Below are 20,589 nucleotides of genomic sequence, written 5' to 3'. Positions count from 1 at the left end.
TAATTTAGGTTATTTTAGCTAAACAATCGATTGTTATATAATTTATCAAAGTGTAACCTATATTTAGTATTGCCACTTAATAATGATTTAATATTTTTAACTCATTATATAGGAGTAATGCTATATAAAATCTAATTTTATACCAAAAAAACTGCTATTACATAAAATGCAACAGCAGTTTCTTTCTTTGTCTCAAAAAATTCAGGCTCTTTTAGATGATTCCCGAATTAGCACTTCTGTATTTAAAAAAGTTATTTCTTTGGCTTCCTCTTCTCTACGAGATCCGATAGTATCTATCACAATATTTGCCGCAGCCTTACCCATTTTGTCTGCAGGATGCGTTATAGTCGAAATATTAGGTTCAATTATTTCTGATATAGGGTCATTATTAAAACCAATTACGGCAAAATCCTGAGGGACCTTGATTCCTCTTTTTTTTGCGGTTTGCACAGCACTGACAGCTAGAATATCTCCAGGCGCAAAGAGTCCATCCGGTTGTGTTTTTAAACCAAACAGCTTTTGACATGCTTTGACTCCGGCATCATAAGTCATTGTTTTAAGATTTATAATCCATTCTTCTTTAACTTGCAGGCCGTGATCTGTCAAGGCATCAAGATATCCCCTTTTACGTTCTTTGTAAAGATTACCAAATTCTGCTCCTGCAGTCATATGTGCAATTCTTGTGCAGCCTTGATCGATAAGATGTTTTGTTGCTTTATAACCAGCAGTATAATTATCAATTACTACTCTAAAAGTATTATACCCTTTAGGAACACGATCGACAAATACAAGTGGAATATTATTATTTGTAAATTGCTGAAAATGAGAAGTATCTTTTGTCTCCATGGCTAACGAACAAATAACGCCACTCACCCTGCTGCTATAAAGGGATTTAGCCATATTAACTTCGTCTTCATAGGAATCGTGCGACTGCATAATAATCACTGAGTAATCAGATTTTCTGGCAGTAACCTCAATTCCACTAATTAATGATGACAAAAACGGCTGTGTAATTGTAGGTATTAAAATACCAATCGTTTTGGCTTTATTGCCTCTTAATCCTGCAGCCAGAGTATTGGGAACAAACCCCATCTCCTCTGCTGTTCTTTTAACTTTTTTAATTGTTTTATCACTTATGCTATAATGATCCTTCAAAGCTCTTGAAATGGTAGATGTAGCCAGATTAAGTCGCTCTGCAATATCATAAATAGTTACAGGTCTATGTTCTTCCATTACTATATAATTAGTCGTAAATATAACTATAATTTCAAAAAAAAATGAATTGGAGCCTTGTATTATTTTTTCATTATTCAATACAAATCTATATTTAAATAGCAAATACATATAATTTATCACAAAAAATTATAGACTAAATAAAAAAGCACTCTTTTTCCTAAAAAAATATTTCATGTTTAATTTATTTTTCTTTCCTAAACGCAATCGGTTGTTTTTAGTTTTACTCAAATAAAAAACTTATTTATATCACGAGCCGTATTGGATACTGTGGAAAGCAGTGTGCAGTGGCTAGAAAATAACGAAATGAAATAAAGCTAAAGCAGAAAACCAAAATCCAAACCCAAAGGCAAAAGGCAGGGCGCAAAGCTGAAAGCCCGGAGCCCCGGCCCGGCCCGGAAAGCCGATACAGCCGCTTTACAGGCAGATTACTTAAAAAAAACAGCAGCAGTTAATTTTAAAAAAAAATAAAATGAAAAATCAAGACACAGCACAGAATACGTCACAAGACAAAGCGAATTACCAAAACGAAGCCGCAGGCCCAAAAAACAGCAGCGCTGACAGCAATCCTTATGGCGCGGAGAACCTGGACCAGGAATCAGATGCCCGCTCCAAAGACATCATCGGGAAGGACATCGAAAAAGACCTTATGGAGAATCGCCCTTCAAGAGGATTTGAAACAGACATCGACAAGCCTGAAAGCACACGGGATGAAGACGAGGCCTTTGAAACAATCCAGAAAGATGATGATAATCCCGTAAACAGGGAATTCGAGATCGGGCAGCTCGGCAGTGAAGAGCTTCAGTAAGATGAACTGGCACGAGACGAGTCAGACGGCGGCCCTTCCCGCTTCCATAAGCCTTCGGAGCGGAAATTTTAAAACCGGGATTAAATGCCCTGCGCGGATGTGATCTATAAGGGCAACAGATTAAAAGCTTACATAAAAATAAGTACAAGGGATAGATTTCCAGCCCCAGGCGGGGTCCTGGCCGCTCCATTCAGGAGATGACCCTGCCAGATGCGGCAGCATCTTTAATGGCAGTCAGCAGGATTCATCGATTTACAAAAAAGCCTCAAAGTATTTTACCTTCCATTAATCAGCAAAAAAAAAAACTTTCCCCGCTCAAGCTGGGAAAGGTTAAGAATACCTGCTTTCTTTTTTAAATTTTAAAATCCAAAATAAAGACAGATAAAAAAAATAAAATTTCAAAACTTTTACAGCTTCAATCTGAAGTTCTCAAGGCAGGCAGTGAGCCCCCGATCTCCAGCTGCGGCTTAATTTATTTTATAAACGTGAATCTTTTCTATAATATCAAAACCCAGACCCTAAAGTTTTTCTCATGTTAACTATCATCGGTAAATAAGGCGGACATAATACTATAAACAATATCATTATCGGCCTTAAACGTAATATTATCCGATAAGATAAGGGCAGAAGGAAAACCGGATGTGCACGGGGAAGCTAATCTGGTATCGAGCTATTACAAACAGGACGGGGCCTGGCAGAGCAAAACACGGCCCGCACCATGATCATCAAAAAGGCCATGGAAAACATTAAGCAGATAATGCCGTTTCAAAATGAGACGGCATTATTTTTTTTTTGCAAAAGAATCGCTCTTTAAAAATTTGCATACTCTTTATTATTGCTGAACCGTTACCCCCGTTGACGCAGATTTAGAATCTGAATTTTGAAGAAAAAAAACCGCCTTATCATGCAATAAGACGGCTGTCCATAAAAACATAATCTTCCAAATAAATGTTTCTATATAATCATAAGGCCTTAATATACATACTATACCCGCTGAATTAAATTCCTCATCCGCTGTTTTTTCAAACGCTCTGCCGCATTCCAGTAAAACGGACTAAATATTGCATTAAATTACGAGCCAGACTGACTGCTCATCGGCATCTAAAAATTAAGCACTGAAAATAAAGCAGCCCTGTCCGATTTATCGACAAACGAACACTGCTGAAAAACCATATCTGCCGGCAGATAGATTACCTCTAAAATCAGCTCTGACCAAAAAAACTTAAAGACAGCCAAATTTATCCTTGTAGGTTTTCAGCTCCCTGTCTGTGATATCGAGCAGTTTTTCCAATAATCTGATTTTATCCCTGTAGAGGTATTCAGCATTTAAAAGCCCTGAACCGGTTAAAGCATGCGGCGGAATCTGCAGGGCACTTTTAAAATTAAGGGTGCTGCCAAAATTGATGATGCTTTTCAGATCCATTTCAAATATGACTGCTATTTCCTCTAATTTCTCAAAGCTGATCCTGCTGCCGTTCCTTTCCATCTTACTGTAGCCTGCCTGGGTAATGCCCAGCCTGAAGGCCATATATTCCTGAGTATAGTTTTTGAGTTCTCTTATGCTTTTTATGTTTTCATTTATTTCTCCAGACATTCTATAGGTTGTATTAAGTTAAAATCGAACTGATAAATCTAAATGCCTCAGCCTGTTTCTCCAAATCCATACACCACAGATCCGAGCATTGATTGAACAGTTCTGTCCAATCAGCAGGGCTGTATGATTTCTTCTTGTAAATTAAAGAAACGATTTTTAAAACTAAACGTTTCTTAAAAAAAACATAAAAAAAAAGCTTGTTTATAAAATAATATTGCCCGCTGTTTTATTATGTAAGTAAAATTGCCGTCCGGAAAACAGCACTGGCCAATGGCATTGCTGCAATAAGATTCAAATCAGTTCCAGGCTGGCAGGAAGGCAGAAACTGAAAAAATTTGTTTAACAAATATAAATTAACATTAAACAAAATTGTATCTTTACTACTTCTATTCCCAATTTGACCTAAAAGACCGATAAAGCGCAAAATAGTAAATTCTTTAGGCTTATATCATTTTAGATAAAAGAGTAAACCACCCGATATGAAAAAAATTCTGATCATAGGAGCCAGCACAGGGATTGGAAGGGCCCTTTTGGAGAAAAAACTAAAAAACAGCTGCGTTTTTAACATAAGCCGCACACCCCCTGACACATCGCACGGCAATCTTATCCATCATTGCGCCGATATTCTCAAAGATCCGCTGCCTGATATACAGCAGATCGATTCTATTATATACTGCCCGGGGTCGATCAGCCTTAAGCCTTTCCAGAGTCTGCATGCTGATGATTTCAGAAATGATTTTGAAATAAATGTAATGGGGGCCGTGAGAGTAATCCAGAAATATCTCCCAATCCTAAAAAAGGGAGCTGACCCGTCGATAGTGCTGTTCAGCACTGTGGCCGTAAAACTCGGCATGCCCTTTCATGCCAGCATTGCAGCATCTAAAGCAGCCGTCGAAGGACTTGTGAGATCCCTTGGGGCAGAGCTTGCCGGCCAGGTCCGCATTAATGCCGTAGCGCCGACCATTACCCAGACACCGCTTTCTGCCTCTATTTTAAGAAACGACAAAATAAAAGAGTCCATCAAAGAGCGCCATCCCATGAAAAATTACCTTCAGGCCCGTGAAGTGGCCCAAATGGCTGATTATCTGATTTCAGACAGCGCTTCTTCTATTTCAGGACAGGTTTTTGTAATGGATTACGGGCTTGTCAGCTTTAAGATATAATAAAAACTGACCATGAAGATTCTTTTGACCGGAGCTACAGGATATATAGGGAAAAGGCTTTTGCCGCTTCTTCTAAAAAACGGACATCAGGTTATCTGCTGCGTAAGGGATAAAAGCAGGTTCAATTATCCCCATACAGCCCAGGGTAATGTAAAAGTTGTCCAAGGGGATTTTCTTGATGCCCAAAGTCTAGAAAATATTCCCGAGGATATAGACGCTGCTTATTACCTGATACATTCCATGTCTGACACATCAGGGAGTTACGATAAAATGGAAAGTGTCTCTGCTTATAATTTCATAAACAGGCTCAGCCGTACGCAGGCAAAACAGATTATCTATCTCAGCGGGATCGTAAATGACAAATCCTTATCCAAACATTTGTCTTCGCGAAAAGCCGTCGAGGATATTTTAAAAAGCACTGAAATACCTTCTACAACACTAAGGGCAGGTATAATAGTAGGCTCAGGCAGCGCTTCTTTTGAAATCATACGGGATTTGGTGGACAAACTCCCTGTTATGATCACACCAAAGTGGCTTAACACCAAATGCCAGCCTATAGCAGTTTCGGATGTTTTGGAATTTTTACCCCGCTCTCTTTTAAATCCCCAGACCTACAACCAGAGCTTTGATATAGGCGGGCCGGATATTTTGACCTATAAAGAAATGCTGCTGGAGTTTGCCAGGGCCAAAAAACTCACCCGATACATTTTTACTGTTCCGGTCATGACCCCGAAACTATCCTCCTACTGGCTTTATTTTGTTACATCAACATCTTACAAATTGGCATCAGCTCTGGTCAGCAGCATGAAAATAGAAGTGGTCTGCCGTGATAATCGTATAAATACCCTGCTTCATATAAGCCCCATGACATATCGGGAAGCACTGGAGAGGACCCTGAAGAAAATACAGCAGAATGATATTGTATCGAGCTGGAAAGATTCGCTCGCCAGCAGCAGGTTTACCGGCGGCATCAGCCGGTATTTAAAGGTCCCGAAAAAGGGCTGCTATATAGACAGAAGGAAAAAAGAAATTATAGACCGCGAATATACCATTGAAAAAATCTGGTCAATAGGCGGTGGGACCGGATGGTATTACGCCAACTGGCTGTGGGATCTGCGGGGATTTATTGACAAGGTTTTCGGAGGTGTGGGCACCAGACGCGGAAGAACCCATAAAAATGAATTATTTCCAGGGGATGCTTTAGATTTCTGGCGTGTGGTGTATGCCGACAAAAAACAGGGTAAACTGGTTTTATACGCTGAGATGAAACTGCCCGGGGAAGCCTGGCTTGAATTTAAGATCATTAATAATACCTTGTATCAGGCCGCAACTTTCAGGCCTAAAGGGCTTTCAGGCAGATTGTACTGGTATGCTGTGCTGCCTTTTCACGGTTTCATTTTTAACGGGATGCTTAATAAACTAATCAAATGAAAACCCTAAACTTCCTTGAGAAGAGTTAATCTGCAATATTAATACAGAATATTTATTGGATAGTAAGATATTTCGCCGCAGTGTTTTAAGCAGTTTAGACCTGCTGGATATAAGATTGTTCCAACTGGAAAAAACTGATTCAAAACTACTTTAAAAACTTATTGATTATCAAGAGAGATTAATTTTGTATTTCTCCTCTATGGGTGAATGCTTTTTCAGCGGTTCATATTCTCCCAGCTGAAATACTTTTTCAATAAACTTAATACTCTCATCAATTGAGCAGTCCTCATTTTTTAAATGGCCTGCAAAATGGCTGGTTATTTTATTAATGATTCTCGAACTTATCTCATCAGCCTGAGCCTGATCAAAGTTAATGGATTTCTTTTTCTGAAAAGCCAGTTCCCCTGCAGCAATATCATTCAATTTTGATTTTAATGCATGTATTGCCGGGGCATATTTTCTTGTCTGCACCCAGGTATTAAATTCCAGCTTCACCTCTTCAATTATAGCTTCGGCTGCTGGAATATGCTGTTTTCTCTTTTCCAGGGTCTCATCTTTCATCTGAGAAAGGTAATCCATATGAATAAGCCTTACACCAGGGAGCTTCTCCACATCCGGGTTTACATTTCTTGGAATGGATAAATCCAAGATCAATAAGGGTTTAATTAAATTCAGAAGTTCGCTGCAGACAGTTGGATGATCTGCCCCTGTTGCCACCACCACAACATCGGACTGCTGCAGTTCGTGCTGCAGGTCATTATAATCCCTAACTATAACATTGAGTTTTCCTGCCAGTGCCTGGGCCTTGCTTTTTGTTCTGTTTATAACGGTAACATGGCCGTTCTTGGTATGCTTTATTAAATTCTCGCAGGTATTTCTTCCTATATCGCCTGTTCCAAGCAGCAGAATTTTTTTGCTGCCTATCTGCTGGACATTTTCAATGATATACCGTACGGCTGAAAAGGAAACAGATGCAGCACCTGAGGAGATTCCTGTATCTGTTTTGATTTTTTTACTGGCCTGGATCACTGCATTGGCCAAACGGTCCAAAAACGTATTGACCAGCCCATGTGATTTACTGTTGCTAAGGGAAGTTTTAATCTGGCTGATGATTTCAAAATCACCCAGTATCTGGCTGTCCAAGCCTGCCCCAACTCGAAAAAAATGATTGACCGCATCTTTATTTTTATAAATGTAGCAGGCCTGCTGAAATTCCTCGACGCTGCCTTCGGTATTTGAGCAAAGCAGTTTTATCAGTTCATATGGATGAGAAGCCGATCCATAAATTTCAGTCCTGTTGCAGGTGGAAATTACAATTAATGAATCTATACCTTCAGCTTTAGCCTGTGCCAGCAGATCAGACTGCCCTTTAGGGTCTAAACTGAATTTCCCTCTAATCAGGGCATCTGCTTTTTTATAGCTTAATCCTAAAGCATAAAAAGTGGTATTTTTGGACAGGTTCAAATTTTCCATAGGATAACTTCACTTAAAGATTCAACAATTAGGGAGATCAGTTTTATAAAATAAATTCGGAATTGCATCCTGAAGTGCTGTGAACAATCGGATCAATTGCAATGCCGGGGATCATGCTGTAATTTTTCAAATCATAATACGCCCAATACCATAAGCCTAAATTTAGAATTACAAACGGCAGCCCTTAAGCATATGCATGATTGTATTGGAATGAAACAACGCTTCAAATAAAAACGCTGCCCGCATAAAAGGCAGCGTTTTTTTGGAAGATTATTATTTTTGAACGATAGGCGTTCTTAAGGATTCCAAAACCGCTACAATATCCGTGTAGAGTTCTGTGTTTGAGGCAACACCATTTGCATTGGCTGCCGCTCCTACATAGCCTTCAAACTTTGTGTAGTCAGCATTGCTTGATTTTGTTCCCATTCGAGGATTTGTCGCAGGGTTATGGGCTGCTGCCATGCTCAGGCCCGAATAAGTATTCACTGCATTTGTCCCTCCGGTGTTGAATGAAAAGAAATCAGTCAGATTATCTGATAATTTTGCAATGTTTGTAGCTTGGGTCGTTCCGGTTTCGGCCAGAAGGGGCGCGAAATGCGCCTGAAGGTTTCCTGATGCATTGGACTGGATATCGGCAACGATAAGTCCAATAGTTGAATTTACAACTTTACGGAAGCTTAGACGCCCCTGCTCGATCATCTGACCTGAATTATCAGGATCGGCAACCATTTTGGTGCCTCCCAATCGCTCATATATCGATGCTTTTACTGGAGCCGGAGTTTCATCATCATTACTGCAGGATGTAAAAACAGCTGCTGAAAGAAATAACGCGCTTAAGGCAATTTTAGAATAATTTTTCATAACAATAATATTAAAGGGTTAATTAAAAAAATGGTTTATTTTCTGAGACAATTTATAGCTCATACTGTTTTGGTCCATGGGACAGACTTCTTTAGATGCCAGATTTTCAGGCAGTATATAAGGCCTCGCATCGTAATGCCTTTTGGCCATCAGCTGGGCATAGACCTTTTTGGAATTGGTGATCCTGTTATTGTGGAAGTAAACCACCACGTTTCTCTTAATAATGATGGAATCGGAAGTCAGTCCTTTAATAGATCTCAAATCAGCGCAGATCTGTCTGGCTTGGGCAGAATCGATATCTGCCTTAAAATCAATACGGCTTACTTGCAGATTTGGAGTGTCATAAACCGCTGGTTTGGCAGTAATGATGTGAAAAAGAAGAATTGCCAAAAATAAGAACGTAATTCCCATTGCAATCCAAAGTGCTTTTTTGATGTGCTTGTCAATTTTCATATGTAGTTTTTAAAACGGTTAGATTTAAGATTATATACGGGTATTTTTTTAGGATGGTTTTAACAAGTAAAAAGAAAATATAAGTTTAGAATTATTTTAAATAATAATCAACCCCCATGCAGTGCTTAAGATACCCTGACACAGGATTTATCACTATGACTCCGTTCATCCCAGCGGATGTTATAAGACGCCAAATCGCACTCTTTTTCTTTATGCTTTTATGAAAGTTATCTCAAAGATCTCTCATAAAGCGTAAGTCAATAAAAAGTGTTCTTATTAAAATCTGAATTATAAATTTTAACGTAAATATCCAGGAAGCACTCTTTTCAGATGAAAATAATGCCACATGCCCGGGATGAGCTCGGAATCAATGAAATTACCCAGGCTAATCCACTAATGGCCGCTTTCGCATCAGCTGTATCCTTTATCATCGGAGGCTTGCTTCCCCTGCTGATGGCTATTTTCGCTCCCATAAAAGAAATGGTATTGTATCAGTACGGTTTTTCAATACTCTTTTTGGCATTATCGATAATGCTGGCCGCTAAGGCCGGGGGATCCCATACGCTGAAAGCTGTACTGCGTATCTGCATCTGGGGAACTTTTGCCATGGCAGCCTCAGCCTTGGTCGGTTATGTTTCGGGGTGCACATGGCTTAAAAAAAAACAGTCCTGAAGCGGAGTAAAAATTAATTGAATCTTAAGCAATTAAAAAAATAAGAATCGCAGCAATGCGTTATTTCGTACATAACTAAAACAGACTGCAAAATGAAACTAATTACATTATTGCTTTTAATGATCCTGCTTCCCATCAACTGGGAACCTGATTTTAATAATGCAAAAAAAAACGGCAAAAGAAAAACATGAATAAATCCTATTGAACTTCTCCGGTTCAGACTGGTGCGGACTCTGCATTGTGACACGCAGAGATTATCTTGAAAGCCAGGTATTCTCAGAGATGGCAAATGAAAATCTGGTACTTGTTAATGCTGATTTCCCAAGGAAAAAGAAAAATATCGGAACACCACAGCAGGTTAAACGAAATGAAGATTTAGCCGAAATATACAACAAGGAAGGAAGTTCTCCTCTAACGCTTCTTTTGGATGCCGATGGAAAAGTACTTAAAACCTGGCATGGAAAACCGGAAACTACTCCTGAACAGTGGACTGCCGAAATAAAAGCGATCTGTGAGAGCCGAAAATAACATGCTTAAAAACCAAAAATATTCCGAGTCCCTAAAACTCATGGGGAACAACTTTACCATAACAGTTGTCGCCGAAAATGAAAAAACAGGAAATGAGAATATTGCGCTTGCCGTTGAAGAAATCACAAGAATTGAAAGGCTTCTGACTGCCTATATAGAAGACAGTCAGACCAATCTGATCAATGACAATGCAGAGATAGCGCCCGTTGAAGTAGATCTGGAAGTTTTTAATCTCATTGAAAGATCTATCATGATTTCCAGAATTACACAAGGTGCATTTGATATCTCTTATGGAAGTATCGACAAAAGTCTTTGGAATTTTGACAAAACAATGACCAGACTGCCCGATGTAAAAACGGCACTCAAAATGGTGCATCTTATTGATTATAAAAATATTATACTGGACAAAGAAAAGACCAATGTATTTCTCAAAGAAAAAGGAATGCGGATTGGTTTTGGAGGTGCCGGAAAAGGATATGCTGCTGAAATGGCAAAACAAATTCTTATAAAACATAATGTGCAGAGCGGCATTATTAATGCCAGCGGAGATCTTTCGACTTGGGGATTACAGCCTAATGGCAAAAAATGGACCATTGGCGTGGCGGATCCCGATGCTCCAAATGCGGCATTTTCGTACATGGAAATCTCTAATAAAGCCGTGGCAACTTCTGGAAACTACGAAAAGTTCGTGACCATTAATGTGAAAAAATATTCGCATACGATTGACCCAAAAACAGGACTGCCAATAACCGGAATAAAAAGCGTGGCCATTATCGCATCAAATGCAGAATTTGCAGATGCAATGGCTACCCCAATAGCAGTTATGGGTATTAAAACCGGCTTGTTTTTAATAGATCAGATACCGGATCTGTATTGTATTATCATCGACGACAACAATAAAATTTACACTTCTAAAAATATTAACCTGAAATGAAAAGGCCAAAGCAAAAAATTAAACTCGAAGAGGTAAATTTGGTTTCCAGTTATTATAAACAGGATGGAAACAATTCTACCGTTACAGGAGGAGTTGGTTCTGAGCATCTTACTGATATCGCTAACACTATTGATGTTAAACTGGTAAAATATGGTGAAAACGGGATCAAACATACCTTTGATATTGAAGCCGGCAATGACCATTATACTTCTGCTTCATCAGATATGATTGATTTGAGTGCGAATTCATCTGCTTCATCTTCAGACAACCGCTTCTACCCTTCATTAACTTATCTGAGAGAAAATGAGGAGAAAGGAAGAACACTTGGGATTGGCGTTTCATCATCAACTGAGTTTGATTATCAGTCTTTTGGAGAAAACATCAGCTTCTCACAAAAAACAAAGGACAGAAACGGAGAATTTACCGCTAAATTTCAAACCTTTATAGATCAGCTGAAATTAATTGAACCCGTGGAACTTCGTATACCTGGAAGCGAAGGTTATGACAGCGCTAATAGAAATACTTTTGCAGGAACTTTAAGTTATTCTCAGGTTGTAAACAAAAACCTGCAGGTAATGCTTGTAGGTGATGTTATCAGACAAAATGGGTATTTAAGTCTTCCTTTTCACAGGGTTTATTTTGCAGACGGATCTGTTCATCAGGAAAAAATGCCGGAGACAAGACTTAAAATTCCACTTGGAATCAGGGCCAGTTATTTTTCTGGGGATAATATAATTATTCCTGCATATTACAGATATTATACTGATGACTGGAGTTTAAAAGCTCATACCGCTGATCTTGAAATTCCGGTGAAGTTAACACAGGCGTTTTCAGTGAGTCCGTTTTACAGGTATTATACTCAAACGGGAACGAAGTATTTTAAACCGTATGGTGAACATACAGCAGCGGATGAATATTATACCAGCAACTATGATTTGTCTAAGTTTGACAGCAGTTTCTTTGGGATGGGAATGAAATTCACGCCTCTTAATGGCATTTTTGGGCTCAAGCATTGGAATACGTTAGAGATTCGTTATGGGCATTATGCGAGAACTACTAATATGACTTCTGATATTATCAGCATTAACATAAAATATAAATAGACGTAATCAAATACTTAAAAACACATAAACTTTTCGGCACGTTTATTGTTTTTACCGAAATATATTCAATGACTTAAAAAGTAAAATCATGAAAACTTTAAAATATTTTTTGATCGGAATTTTATTCCTTTCATTTAGCTACACTCAGGCTCAGGTATCAGTAAATGTGAATATAGGAACACCTCCTGCATGGGGACCTGCCGGTTATTCAGATGTTCGTTATTATTATCTGCCCGATCTTGAAACTTATTATGACGTAAGTACGTCAAATTATGTTTATTTAAATAACGGACAATGGGTTAGAACCAGATCACTGCCTTCAGCCTATAGAAACTATGATCTTTATAATGAATACAAAGTAGTATTGACTGATTACAGAGGAGACAGACCTTACGACAGCTTTAAATCTCACAAAGTAAAATACGGAAAAGGGTATAAAGGAAAACCTCAAAAAACAATAGGACAAAAACCCGGAAAAGGAAATAATAAAGATAAAAGCCACCATGATAATGGAAACCATAATGGAAATGGGAAAGGCAAAGGAAATGGGAAACATTAATTTAAAAGAGGCTTTGGGGAGCCTCTTTTTTTTATATCAATTTTCTAAATTATATTGCTGGACAAAGTTATATAAAATTTAAAAAAAGACTATAAGCCACGAATTGTAAAATCGACGAAAATATTTTTTATCTTTTTTTACATCAATCCCCAACAGGACATCCAAACCAAATTTTTAAAGCCAATGAAAGACAGCACCTACTTGCAGTAAGACAATCTCTTCAAATCTCCATAAAATGGTGCGAAATATGTCCTTTACGGTCACTCAGCCAAATGGCGCCAATTGAAGACAATTGGCGCCATTTTATTTGCTTATACCATTAAACATAAGTAACTTTCAGTCACAGCTTCAAAATTAAAAATCTAAAGCCATCAAAAATCAAATAGCATTGCCTTTTAAGTTTATCTCAACTCCTTCTTTCCAAACATTTAATATAGAAAGGGTGTCAGAAATAGTTGTGGCAGGGTCCCCCTTGACTAAAAGCAAATCTGCTCTCAATCCTTCTAAGATCTGCCCCCTGTCTGACAGGCTGAATCTTTTCGCAATCACTGAGGTTGCAGATCGTAAAGCTTCAATGGGAATAAGACCCGCTTCGACCAGTAACTGCATCTCATGATGAACGCTAACCCCGTGGGCAAGACCTCCCAAATGCGCCATGGGAACTGATACGTCTGTGCCCACAAGTATATCTACCCCGGCATCATGGAGATCCTTTATATTGTGGTAACTGTCTTGCATATTGCCCGAAGGAAAAGTATTAAAACAAGAACACATTGTCATTTTCCAATCTTCATTGAGTTTGTAATTCACCCTTTCGTCATGAGCCACATGGCAGGCAGATTTGCCAATGATGGAGGAGTTTAGAACCAGACAAGGGGTTACAAATATTCCCTTAAAGGCAATGGATTCAATAAGTTCAGCAGTCCACTGCGGTCTGTCGATGAAAAGATGAGCCAATCCATCTACACCTGCTTCAACGGCGGTTTTTGCGGCTTCGGCAGTTAGTGCATGCGCTATGACGATTTTACCTAATTTATGGGCTTCATCCACTGCAGCTTTCAAAACACTGGGGTTTATCATGGGTAAACCTGGCGAATTCATTACAGTTCCTTCTTCAATCATTATTTTAAAATAATCGGCACCGTTATCCATCTGCTGGCGCACAAACTCAACAGCGCCTTCTATAGTGGTGCAATCGAGTTTTTCGCCGTTTTCGTTTACCCTTTCTTCAAAGGCTGCAATAAAATCTTTTTTTTCCTGATCTGTCATCTTCTCCATTTTTTTCAGAATAAAGCTCGGAATGCCTTCTTCCTTTGGAATCAATTCATCTGGATGTCCGCCGGGGGCTGTCAAAGCCATACCCGAAGAGCGGACATCGGCAATGTCAATGCAATCCTTTATTTGCAGTTCACGGCCTTTTTTTGTCATACCGCCCTGCATTTCCAATTCTGTGGTTACGCCAAATTGTATGGCATCTCGCAGCGAATCAACCGAAGTATGAACATGTGCATCAATCAGTCCCGGCAGAAGTGTCGCTCCTTCTCCGTTAACTATTTCATCAACTCCATCGGGCAGTTCATCGCAAATTGAAGCGATCTTTCCTTTGCTGATTATTACATTTTTTTTTCCTATTACGTTTTTGCCATCAAACACAATTGCATCAACAATAGCAGTGGTTTTTGTTGTATTCATTTGTTTAATTTTAATTAATGTTACAATTAGATTTTGACAAAGTTACATGCGCAATAAGAGTTAAAATATTTACATTTGACACATTAATAGCTCTAAAAGGTCTAATTTATTATGGAATTGAATATAAAAAAGGAATTCGGTTTCCTGGCAGGTTTTGCAGATTTGATTGGTTCAGAGGTCGTTAATGGAATGCTGACAATTCCGGAAGATAAAGGAAACGGCTATTTGAGAGGGTTTAGGCTGGATAATTCAATAAGCATGATTGTAAGTAATTATGAATTTAATGATGATCTGCTCACAAAACGTTTTGGAAGCGAAAACTCACTTAAGAGAATCTTGTTTTCTTTTAATTCCATTTTTCCAGATCCTAATTCTAAAATCAAAAACTCGAAAAATGATTTGCCTTCCATACGGGTTTTTAAGGGAAAACTGAACATTGAAACTTTTTATCCAAACAAAACTAAATTCAAATCTATTTTTATTGGAATTGATTCCGATATGCTGGTCAATCTTTTAGGTTCAAATGGAAACAATGCTATTTTAAAAAAAATTACCGGCAGTGAGCAGCCTATTCTTTTTGAAGAGTCTGTCTCACCAAAGATACAGGAAGTGGCACTAGAAATCATCGAATCTGATATTCCTGATACACTGTCTGATTTTTTCTTTAAAATAAAAGCTGAAGAACTAATATGTTTAACGTTAAAAGAACTTTTCAAAAGAGAAAAACCCACTTTGCACGTTCTGAATGAAATGGATGTCCAGAAAATTTATAAAGCCAGGGATGCGATCTTAAACGAAATTCATATACCTCCCGTCATTAAAAACCTGGCATTACAAATCGGAATGAGCGAATCAAAGTTTAAAAGGCTCTTCAAGCAAATTTTTGGAAGCAGTTTATTTAGCTATTATCAAAAGTTTAGAATGAAGGAAGCCTCCCGTTTATTAAAAGAAAATAAAATGTCGGTTTCCGAAGTGGGTTATGCATTGGGATTTTCAAATTTGAGCCATTTCAGCAAAGTTTTTGAGCAGCATAACGGAATGAAACCCAAAGCTTTTCAAAAAAATAGGTAAGTTTTATTTTTTCACCGCAATACATTCTATTTCAATGCTCGCGTTTTTGGGCAGTGAAACTATTTCAATTGTGCTTCGGGCAGGAAAGTGATGGTGGAAGTAGCTTCCATAAATTTTATTAACTGCTTCATACTGCTTGATGTCTGTAATGAAAATGGTGGTTTTTACAATGTGGTCCAAATCTGAACTGTTGTTTTGCAAAACGGCTTTCAGGTTTTCGAAAATCTGAATGGTTTGTTCTTCAATTCCATTTTTCAAAGTGTTTGTTTTTGGATCAACGCCAATCTGCCCCGAAACAAACACTAAATCTGTAAAACTGGTGGAATGGCTGTATGGGCCAATTGGCTTTGGCAGATTGGAATGGTTTACTGAAACAATGGATTTGGTATTAGTGCAGGAAGCGAAAACTAATAAGGCTAAAAATACTGCTGTTCTTTTCATCTCTAATTCTCTTTTAAGAAAAACAGAAGAGGTTAATTTTCTCCAAACTAACCTCTTTCTGAATTTTTATTTTTTTACAAATTTCAATAACTCTGAGTTGAATTTATCCAATTCTTCAATGAATAAGGCGTGACCGCTTTTTTCTAAAGGCACCAATGTAGAATTTTTTAATAGAGAATGCATTTGTTCAGCCAATTCATAAGAACATATTTTGTCCAATTTTCCGTGAAGAATAAGTGTGGGGATTGTGATGCTTTTCAATTCCTCTCTCAAGTCGCTGTCTCTTAGAGTTTTTAATCCTTCAGCCATTGCATAAGGTGAAGCTTGTGCCTGAATAGTTCCCAACCATGCGCCATAACCTGGAGCAACGCTTGTTTCGTTAGCTGGGAATATCTGACCAAAGTTTTCCAGTAATTTAGGTCTGTTGGTATTGTTCAATTTGATTAATCCGTCGACGTCTTCTTTAGTCCACAAACCGTAATTGAAATCGGCCCTTTTTGTCCATATTGGCGCCGCTGCTCCGAATAAAGCCAATTTGGAAACATGAGCCGCTTTATATTTGGCAACATAATGGATCACAGTTGCACCTCCCATTGAAAAACCGCCGATTGTTGCGTTTTGAATATTCAATTTGTCAAGGACTACTTTAATGTCATCTGCAAAAACATCGTAGTTGTATTTTCCTGCTGGTTTGTCTGATAATCCAAAACCTCTCAAAGTAATTCCGATAACCCTGTATCCCTGCTGTGTAAAATAAGCATACTGATACTCGTACATTGCATCGCTCAATGGCCATCCGTGGATCAAAACGATTGGCTGACCTTCGCCAAGATCCGTAACGTGAAGCTTTACATTTTTTTCAACTTCTATATACTCTTCCCTTCCATAAGATGCTGGAATTCTCTTTGTTTGTGCAAACGAAACACTGCTAAATAAGACTGCTGTAAATAAACCGATTGATAAAATTAAATTTTTCATGTTTTCTAAATTTTAAATTGTTATTTTTTAAATAATTTGGTTGTTGTTATTTGATGTTGCAAAGTTGGGATAAAGCGCAGGAAGGGACAATGGATCGTTTTCTCTTTGAACTGCACTTTTTTCCCTTTCTTGGATTTATGACTGGATAAATTCCAAAATGTCTCTATTGATCGTCTCCGCTTCAGTAGTCGGCATACCGTGTGAGAATCCAGGATAAATAATCAGTTTTCCTTTTTTCAAAAGTTCGGCCGCTTTTACAGCAGTTGTTTCATAAGGTACGATCTGGTCGTCATCACCATGCTGAACCAATACAGGAACATCAATACTTTTAAGATCTTCAGTAAAGTCAGTTTCAGAGAAAACTTCGATACAATCGTATTGCGCTTTAATGCCGCCCATCATTCCCTGTCTCCACCAGTTGTCTTGGATTCCTTTTTTTACATTGGCGCCTTCACGATTGTAGCCATAAAAAGGAACAGTCAGGTCTTGGTAAAATTGCTGTCTGTTATGTAAAGTATTGTATCGGATATCATCAAACACAGCCAATGGCACACCATTTGGGTTTCTATCGTCTGCAATCATATACGGAGTAATTGCACTGATCAGAACCACTTTTGATACACGGTCTTTTCCGTACTGGGCTGCGTAGCGCAAGGCTTCTCCGCCACCTGTTGAATGCCCAATGTGAATTGTATTATGAAGGTCTAAAAACTCAGTCAATTCAGCTACATCCTGTGCGTACGTGTCCATGTCGTTTCCTTTATATGTTTGAGTGGATCTTCCATGGCCTCTTCTGTCGTGGGCGATAACTCTGTATCCCTGGTTTAGGAAAAACATCATTTGAGCATCCCAGTCGTCAGATGACAACGGCCATCCGTGGTGAAAGAAAATTGGCTGTCCTGCTCCTAAATCTTTGAAATAAATTTCTGTTCCGTCTTTTACTGTAAATTTGTTCATCTTGTTTATATTTTAATGTTACTGTTATTTTGATAAGGCAAAGTTGAGATTAATCTGGGCGTCTATCAATGGATGGCTTTCTCTTTGAACTGCACTTTTTTCCCTTGCTTTAAATTTTTATTTTTTTTGAAGAATGCCATTTGTCTTTTAAGTCCACTGTCTGTTTCAATCAGATGTGAAGAATAACCGCAAGCAAGACTTTCAAATTCTACTGGGATTATTTATTTTTCATTACAAGAAGAGCCTTGTCTTTCTCCACAATGTAAGTAGCAAGCTCCGAAGCTTTAACATGACCTATATTTCTTGCTGAATGATTCTTTCCTGCGGGGACAAAAAGTACGTCACCAGCTTTAAGAATAATGGGTTTTTCTCCTTCAATCTGATATTCAAATGTGCCTTCCAGCACATAAATCAGTTCCTCACCCGGATGGTTATGCATCCCAAAAGCGGAATGTGCTTCGAAGTCTATCCGAGCCTGAATAGTTTCATATCCCAAAACCGAAATATCATGTCTTTGCAGATTGGTGCGGCTAATTCCTGACTGCTGTGCAAAAGCGGTTTCTGGAGTTAAAAATGCAGTCAGGCCTGCGAAAGCAACAGCTCCTCATAAAAATTTTTTGTGCGTTTTCATCTGTTTATTTTTTAATGTTAATTAATTTCTTTGTTATTATTTTTTTAAATGTGCTCTTAATATCCAAGCTGTTTTTTCGTGTTCCTGCATCAATCCAGTGATGAAATCGCTAGTTCCTAAATCCTCATAATCATTGTCAAAAAGATTGATGTCTGCTCTTAAATGGGTGATTATAGTTTCGTGTGCAGAAAGGAGTTCGCTTATTAAACTCTGGCTGTCATTTTCAGTCGGAACGTTTTCAGTCAGACGACTCAGTTCCAAAAATGCTTTTAAAGTTGCAGGCACCAAATGACCCAAAGTGCGGATACGTTCTGCAACAGTATCAATTGTTTCAGCTATTTGATTTGCCTGCTCATCAAATAGTTTGTGCTTGTCATAGAAATCATTTCCTTCGATGTTCCAATGTGCTTGTTTCGTTTTCGTGTGGAGTACAGATTCGTCGGCAAGTATTTTTGATAATTCCAAAGCCGCATTTTGGCGGTTGTTTTCCGATATTCCAATATTGGTTTTCATAATTAATTAGTGTTTTTTATTTGATGATGCAAAGGTTCTCCAAAACCCGAGACGCATCAATGGACGCATTTCTCTTTGGACTGCACTTTTTTCCTTTATTGTAAAGAATGTCCATTGCAATGTTTTTCAACCATTTTCATGATTGCTATAGCGTTTGGCAAACCTATAAGTTTAATAAGGGGCAAAATATCTTTATTAGGTAAATTAATATTTCTAAAAGGTCAGACTTCCCTATAAAGATTTGCTTAATTAAACAGCGCTTATCGTTTACTGCTGCGAAGATTATCACAAGTTCCGGAAATATAATGGGCACATTTTTCTTTTGGATACGCTTTCCTTTTATTTGATAAAATCGCCTGCTGGCGCCTTTTTAATGATTTGCATAAAAAAAGCACGGCTTGAATGCCGTGCTTTGTATAGTTAAAACTGTTTTCTAAATGAAATTGGGGACAGTCCCGTGTTTTTTGTAAAAAAACGAATGAAATAAGCATCGTCTTCATAATTCAGGCTATAGGCAATTTCTTTAACCGTCATCTGTGTATGTGCCAAGAGCCTTTTGCCTTCAAGAACGATTCTTTCTTTAATAATATCGTTGGGAGTCCTCTTGCTGACAAGTCCGATTTTCTTGCTGAGATTCTTGGGAGTCACAAATAGCAGATCGGCATAATCCGCAACCGTATGCAGAGTCCTGTAATGCTGTTCGACTAGTTTGCTGAATTTCCGTAAAAACTGCACATCAGCCTGCTGGCTTTCTTCAGCTAATCGGTGCTGGTGTTTCCAGATACGGGTCGATTTCAGTATGATGAGCTTTAACAGTATACGAAGCATTTCCTCAGTGTTTGCATCCTCATTTTTCATTTCAAATTGAATTTCCCTGATTATTTTCTGAATATCCTCAGATTGATTTTCGTTCAAAGCAATGAATGGAATTTCAAATACATTATTATACAAAATTCCGTCGCAGGCTACTTACTGATCGTGAATTTCTATGCAGTAGAAATCCCTATTGAAATGCAATAATTGGCCGTCTTTAGTTTCGCAAGGCTTTATCACCACTTTGGGATTAATAAACAGCAAGGAATCAGATTTCATCTCGATCTCCTGGAAATCAACTTGTATAATGGCATTTTTTGGCAAAAATAAAATTTTGATATGCTCTTCCACAGAATTAAATCGGCCGTCTTCAAAGGATTGTTTTGTGAATTGTAAATTGCCGAACTGTTTATACGAGAATTTTTTTAACATGTTTTAATTTTAACTATCAATTGTTTAACCTTTCTATACTTATGGATAACGCTGCTATCCGGCATATTTTATTATTGCTTAGCAGTATAATAAATAAGTAAAAGTATTGAAATTCCTATCCAAAAAAGCAAGCCAGCCAGATAAAATTTCACATAGTGCCCACTTACTTAATATTTGATATTCAATATAAAAATACAATAGACTTTCATCGCAATTGCCGCATAACTGATTCAGAGTTTGGTCCATTCT

21 protein-coding genes are annotated in these 20,589 nt (G+C 38.1%); 9 read left to right on the top strand and 12 right to left on the bottom strand.

Annotated features, from left to right (window positions below):
• Positions 1–201: 201 nt before the first annotated feature.
• Positions 202–1,233, bottom strand: a complete 1,032-nt coding sequence (locus ACWA1F_RS14155) for a LacI family DNA-binding transcriptional regulator (RefSeq protein ID WP_306157449.1) — start codon at positions 1,231–1,233, stop codon at positions 202–204.
• Between the two features lie 472 nt (positions 1,234–1,705).
• Between ACWA1F_RS14155 and ACWA1F_RS14150 the strand changes: the two genes are divergently transcribed.
• On the top strand, positions 1,706–2,041 hold the full coding sequence (locus tag ACWA1F_RS14150; protein ID WP_306157192.1) for a hypothetical protein: 336 nt from the start codon (positions 1,706–1,708) through the stop codon (positions 2,039–2,041).
• Between the two features lie 1,222 nt (positions 2,042–3,263).
• On the opposite strand, the gene ACWA1F_RS14145 is transcribed toward ACWA1F_RS14150, so the two are convergent.
• On the bottom strand, positions 3,264–3,635 hold the full coding sequence (locus ACWA1F_RS14145; RefSeq protein ID WP_306157194.1) for a helix-turn-helix domain-containing protein: 372 nt from the start codon (positions 3,633–3,635) through the stop codon (positions 3,264–3,266).
• 479 nt (positions 3,636–4,114) lie between these two features.
• Here ACWA1F_RS14145 and ACWA1F_RS14140 point away from each other — a divergent pair, with 479 nt between their 5' ends.
• Positions 4,115–4,798 carry an SDR family NAD(P)-dependent oxidoreductase gene (locus ACWA1F_RS14140; RefSeq protein WP_306157196.1) on the top strand — a complete coding sequence of 228 codons (684 nt, stop codon included), beginning with the start codon at positions 4,115–4,117 and terminating at the stop codon, positions 4,796–4,798.
• A 12-nt stretch (positions 4,799–4,810) separates the two neighbouring features.
• Complete coding sequence (locus tag ACWA1F_RS14135) at positions 4,811–6,229, top strand: SDR family oxidoreductase (protein WP_306157198.1); 1,419 nt, start codon at positions 4,811–4,813, stop codon at positions 6,227–6,229.
• A gap of 168 nt (positions 6,230–6,397) precedes the next feature.
• Here the strand turns inward: ACWA1F_RS14135 and hemA are convergent, their stop codons facing one another.
• From hemA to ACWA1F_RS14120, 3 genes are all read right to left on the bottom strand, one after another.
• A complete protein-coding gene (gene hemA, locus ACWA1F_RS14130; RefSeq protein WP_306157200.1) occupies positions 6,398–7,702 on the bottom strand; it encodes a glutamyl-tRNA reductase in 1,305 nt (434 codons plus the stop codon).
• A gap of 273 nt (positions 7,703–7,975) precedes the next feature.
• Positions 7,976–8,563 (bottom strand): globin family protein, encoded by a 588-nt coding sequence (locus ACWA1F_RS14125; RefSeq protein WP_125721081.1) that lies wholly within the window; start codon positions 8,561–8,563, stop codon positions 7,976–7,978.
• 18 nt (positions 8,564–8,581) lie between these two features.
• Positions 8,582–9,016 carry a hypothetical protein gene (locus tag ACWA1F_RS14120; RefSeq protein ID WP_125721083.1) on the bottom strand — a complete coding sequence of 145 codons (435 nt, stop codon included), beginning with the start codon at positions 9,014–9,016 and terminating at the stop codon, positions 8,582–8,584.
• A 330-nt stretch (positions 9,017–9,346) separates the two neighbouring features.
• Here ACWA1F_RS14120 and ACWA1F_RS14115 point away from each other — a divergent pair, with 330 nt between their 5' ends.
• The 5 genes from ACWA1F_RS14115 to ACWA1F_RS14095 all read left to right on the top strand — a co-directional run bounded on the left by ACWA1F_RS14115 (position 9,347) and on the right by ACWA1F_RS14095 (position 12,812).
• Positions 9,347–9,688: a VIT1/CCC1 transporter family protein gene (locus ACWA1F_RS14115; RefSeq protein WP_306157203.1), complete on the top strand. Its 342-nt coding sequence runs from the start codon at positions 9,347–9,349 to the stop codon at positions 9,686–9,688.
• A 201-nt stretch (positions 9,689–9,889) separates the two neighbouring features.
• A complete protein-coding gene (locus tag ACWA1F_RS14110) occupies positions 9,890–10,216 on the top strand; it encodes a thioredoxin family protein (protein ID WP_456894428.1) in 327 nt (108 codons plus the stop codon).
• 40 nt (positions 10,217–10,256) lie between these two features.
• Complete coding sequence (locus ACWA1F_RS14105) at positions 10,257–11,150, top strand: FAD:protein FMN transferase (protein ID WP_371878213.1); 894 nt, start codon at positions 10,257–10,259, stop codon at positions 11,148–11,150.
• Positions 11,147–12,253 carry a DUF3570 domain-containing protein gene (locus tag ACWA1F_RS14100; protein ID WP_306157208.1) on the top strand — a complete coding sequence of 369 codons (1,107 nt, stop codon included), beginning with the start codon at positions 11,147–11,149 and terminating at the stop codon, positions 12,251–12,253. Before ACWA1F_RS14105 ends, ACWA1F_RS14100 begins: the two co-directional genes overlap by 4 nt.
• A gap of 88 nt (positions 12,254–12,341) precedes the next feature.
• A complete protein-coding gene (locus ACWA1F_RS14095) occupies positions 12,342–12,812 on the top strand; it encodes a hypothetical protein (protein WP_306157210.1) in 471 nt (156 codons plus the stop codon).
• A gap of 378 nt (positions 12,813–13,190) precedes the next feature.
• Here the strand turns inward: ACWA1F_RS14095 and ACWA1F_RS14090 are convergent, their stop codons facing one another.
• A complete protein-coding gene (locus tag ACWA1F_RS14090) occupies positions 13,191–14,504 on the bottom strand; it encodes an amidohydrolase family protein (RefSeq protein WP_306157212.1) in 1,314 nt (437 codons plus the stop codon).
• A 111-nt stretch (positions 14,505–14,615) separates the two neighbouring features.
• Here ACWA1F_RS14090 and ACWA1F_RS14085 point away from each other — a divergent pair, with 111 nt between their 5' ends.
• Positions 14,616–15,575 (top strand): helix-turn-helix domain-containing protein, encoded by a 960-nt coding sequence (locus ACWA1F_RS14085; RefSeq protein WP_306157215.1) that lies wholly within the window; start codon positions 14,616–14,618, stop codon positions 15,573–15,575.
• 3 nt (positions 15,576–15,578) lie between these two features.
• Here ACWA1F_RS14085 and ACWA1F_RS14080 read toward each other — a convergent pair whose 3' ends face one another.
• From ACWA1F_RS14080 to ACWA1F_RS14055, 6 genes are all read right to left on the bottom strand, one after another.
• On the bottom strand, positions 15,579–16,016 hold the full coding sequence (locus ACWA1F_RS14080) for a Rid family detoxifying hydrolase (RefSeq protein ID WP_125721095.1): 438 nt from the start codon (positions 16,014–16,016) through the stop codon (positions 15,579–15,581).
• A gap of 66 nt (positions 16,017–16,082) precedes the next feature.
• Positions 16,083–16,994, bottom strand: a complete 912-nt coding sequence (locus ACWA1F_RS14075) for an alpha/beta fold hydrolase (protein WP_125721097.1) — start codon at positions 16,992–16,994, stop codon at positions 16,083–16,085.
• 135 nt (positions 16,995–17,129) lie between these two features.
• The gene (locus tag ACWA1F_RS14070; protein WP_306157220.1) at positions 17,130–17,951 is read right to left on the bottom strand and encodes an alpha/beta fold hydrolase; all 822 of its coding nucleotides are present in this window, start codon (positions 17,949–17,951) and stop codon (positions 17,130–17,132) included.
• 217 nt (positions 17,952–18,168) lie between these two features.
• Complete coding sequence (locus tag ACWA1F_RS14065) at positions 18,169–18,486, bottom strand: cupin domain-containing protein (protein WP_262699971.1); 318 nt, start codon at positions 18,484–18,486, stop codon at positions 18,169–18,171.
• 132 nt (positions 18,487–18,618) lie between these two features.
• Positions 18,619–19,095: a Dps family protein gene (locus ACWA1F_RS14060; protein WP_306157221.1), complete on the bottom strand. Its 477-nt coding sequence runs from the start codon at positions 19,093–19,095 to the stop codon at positions 18,619–18,621.
• Between the two features lie 420 nt (positions 19,096–19,515).
• Positions 19,516–19,923, bottom strand: coding sequence for a helix-turn-helix domain-containing protein (locus tag ACWA1F_RS14055; protein WP_456894423.1), 408 nt, complete (start codon positions 19,921–19,923; stop codon positions 19,516–19,518).
• Between the last annotated feature and the right edge of the window lie 666 nt (positions 19,924–20,589).

The sequence above is a fragment of the Flavobacterium erigeronis genome, assembly GCF_054075165.1.
Note: the sequence above shows the minus strand (reverse complement) of the source record. Positions and strands in the feature narration are given on the sequence as shown.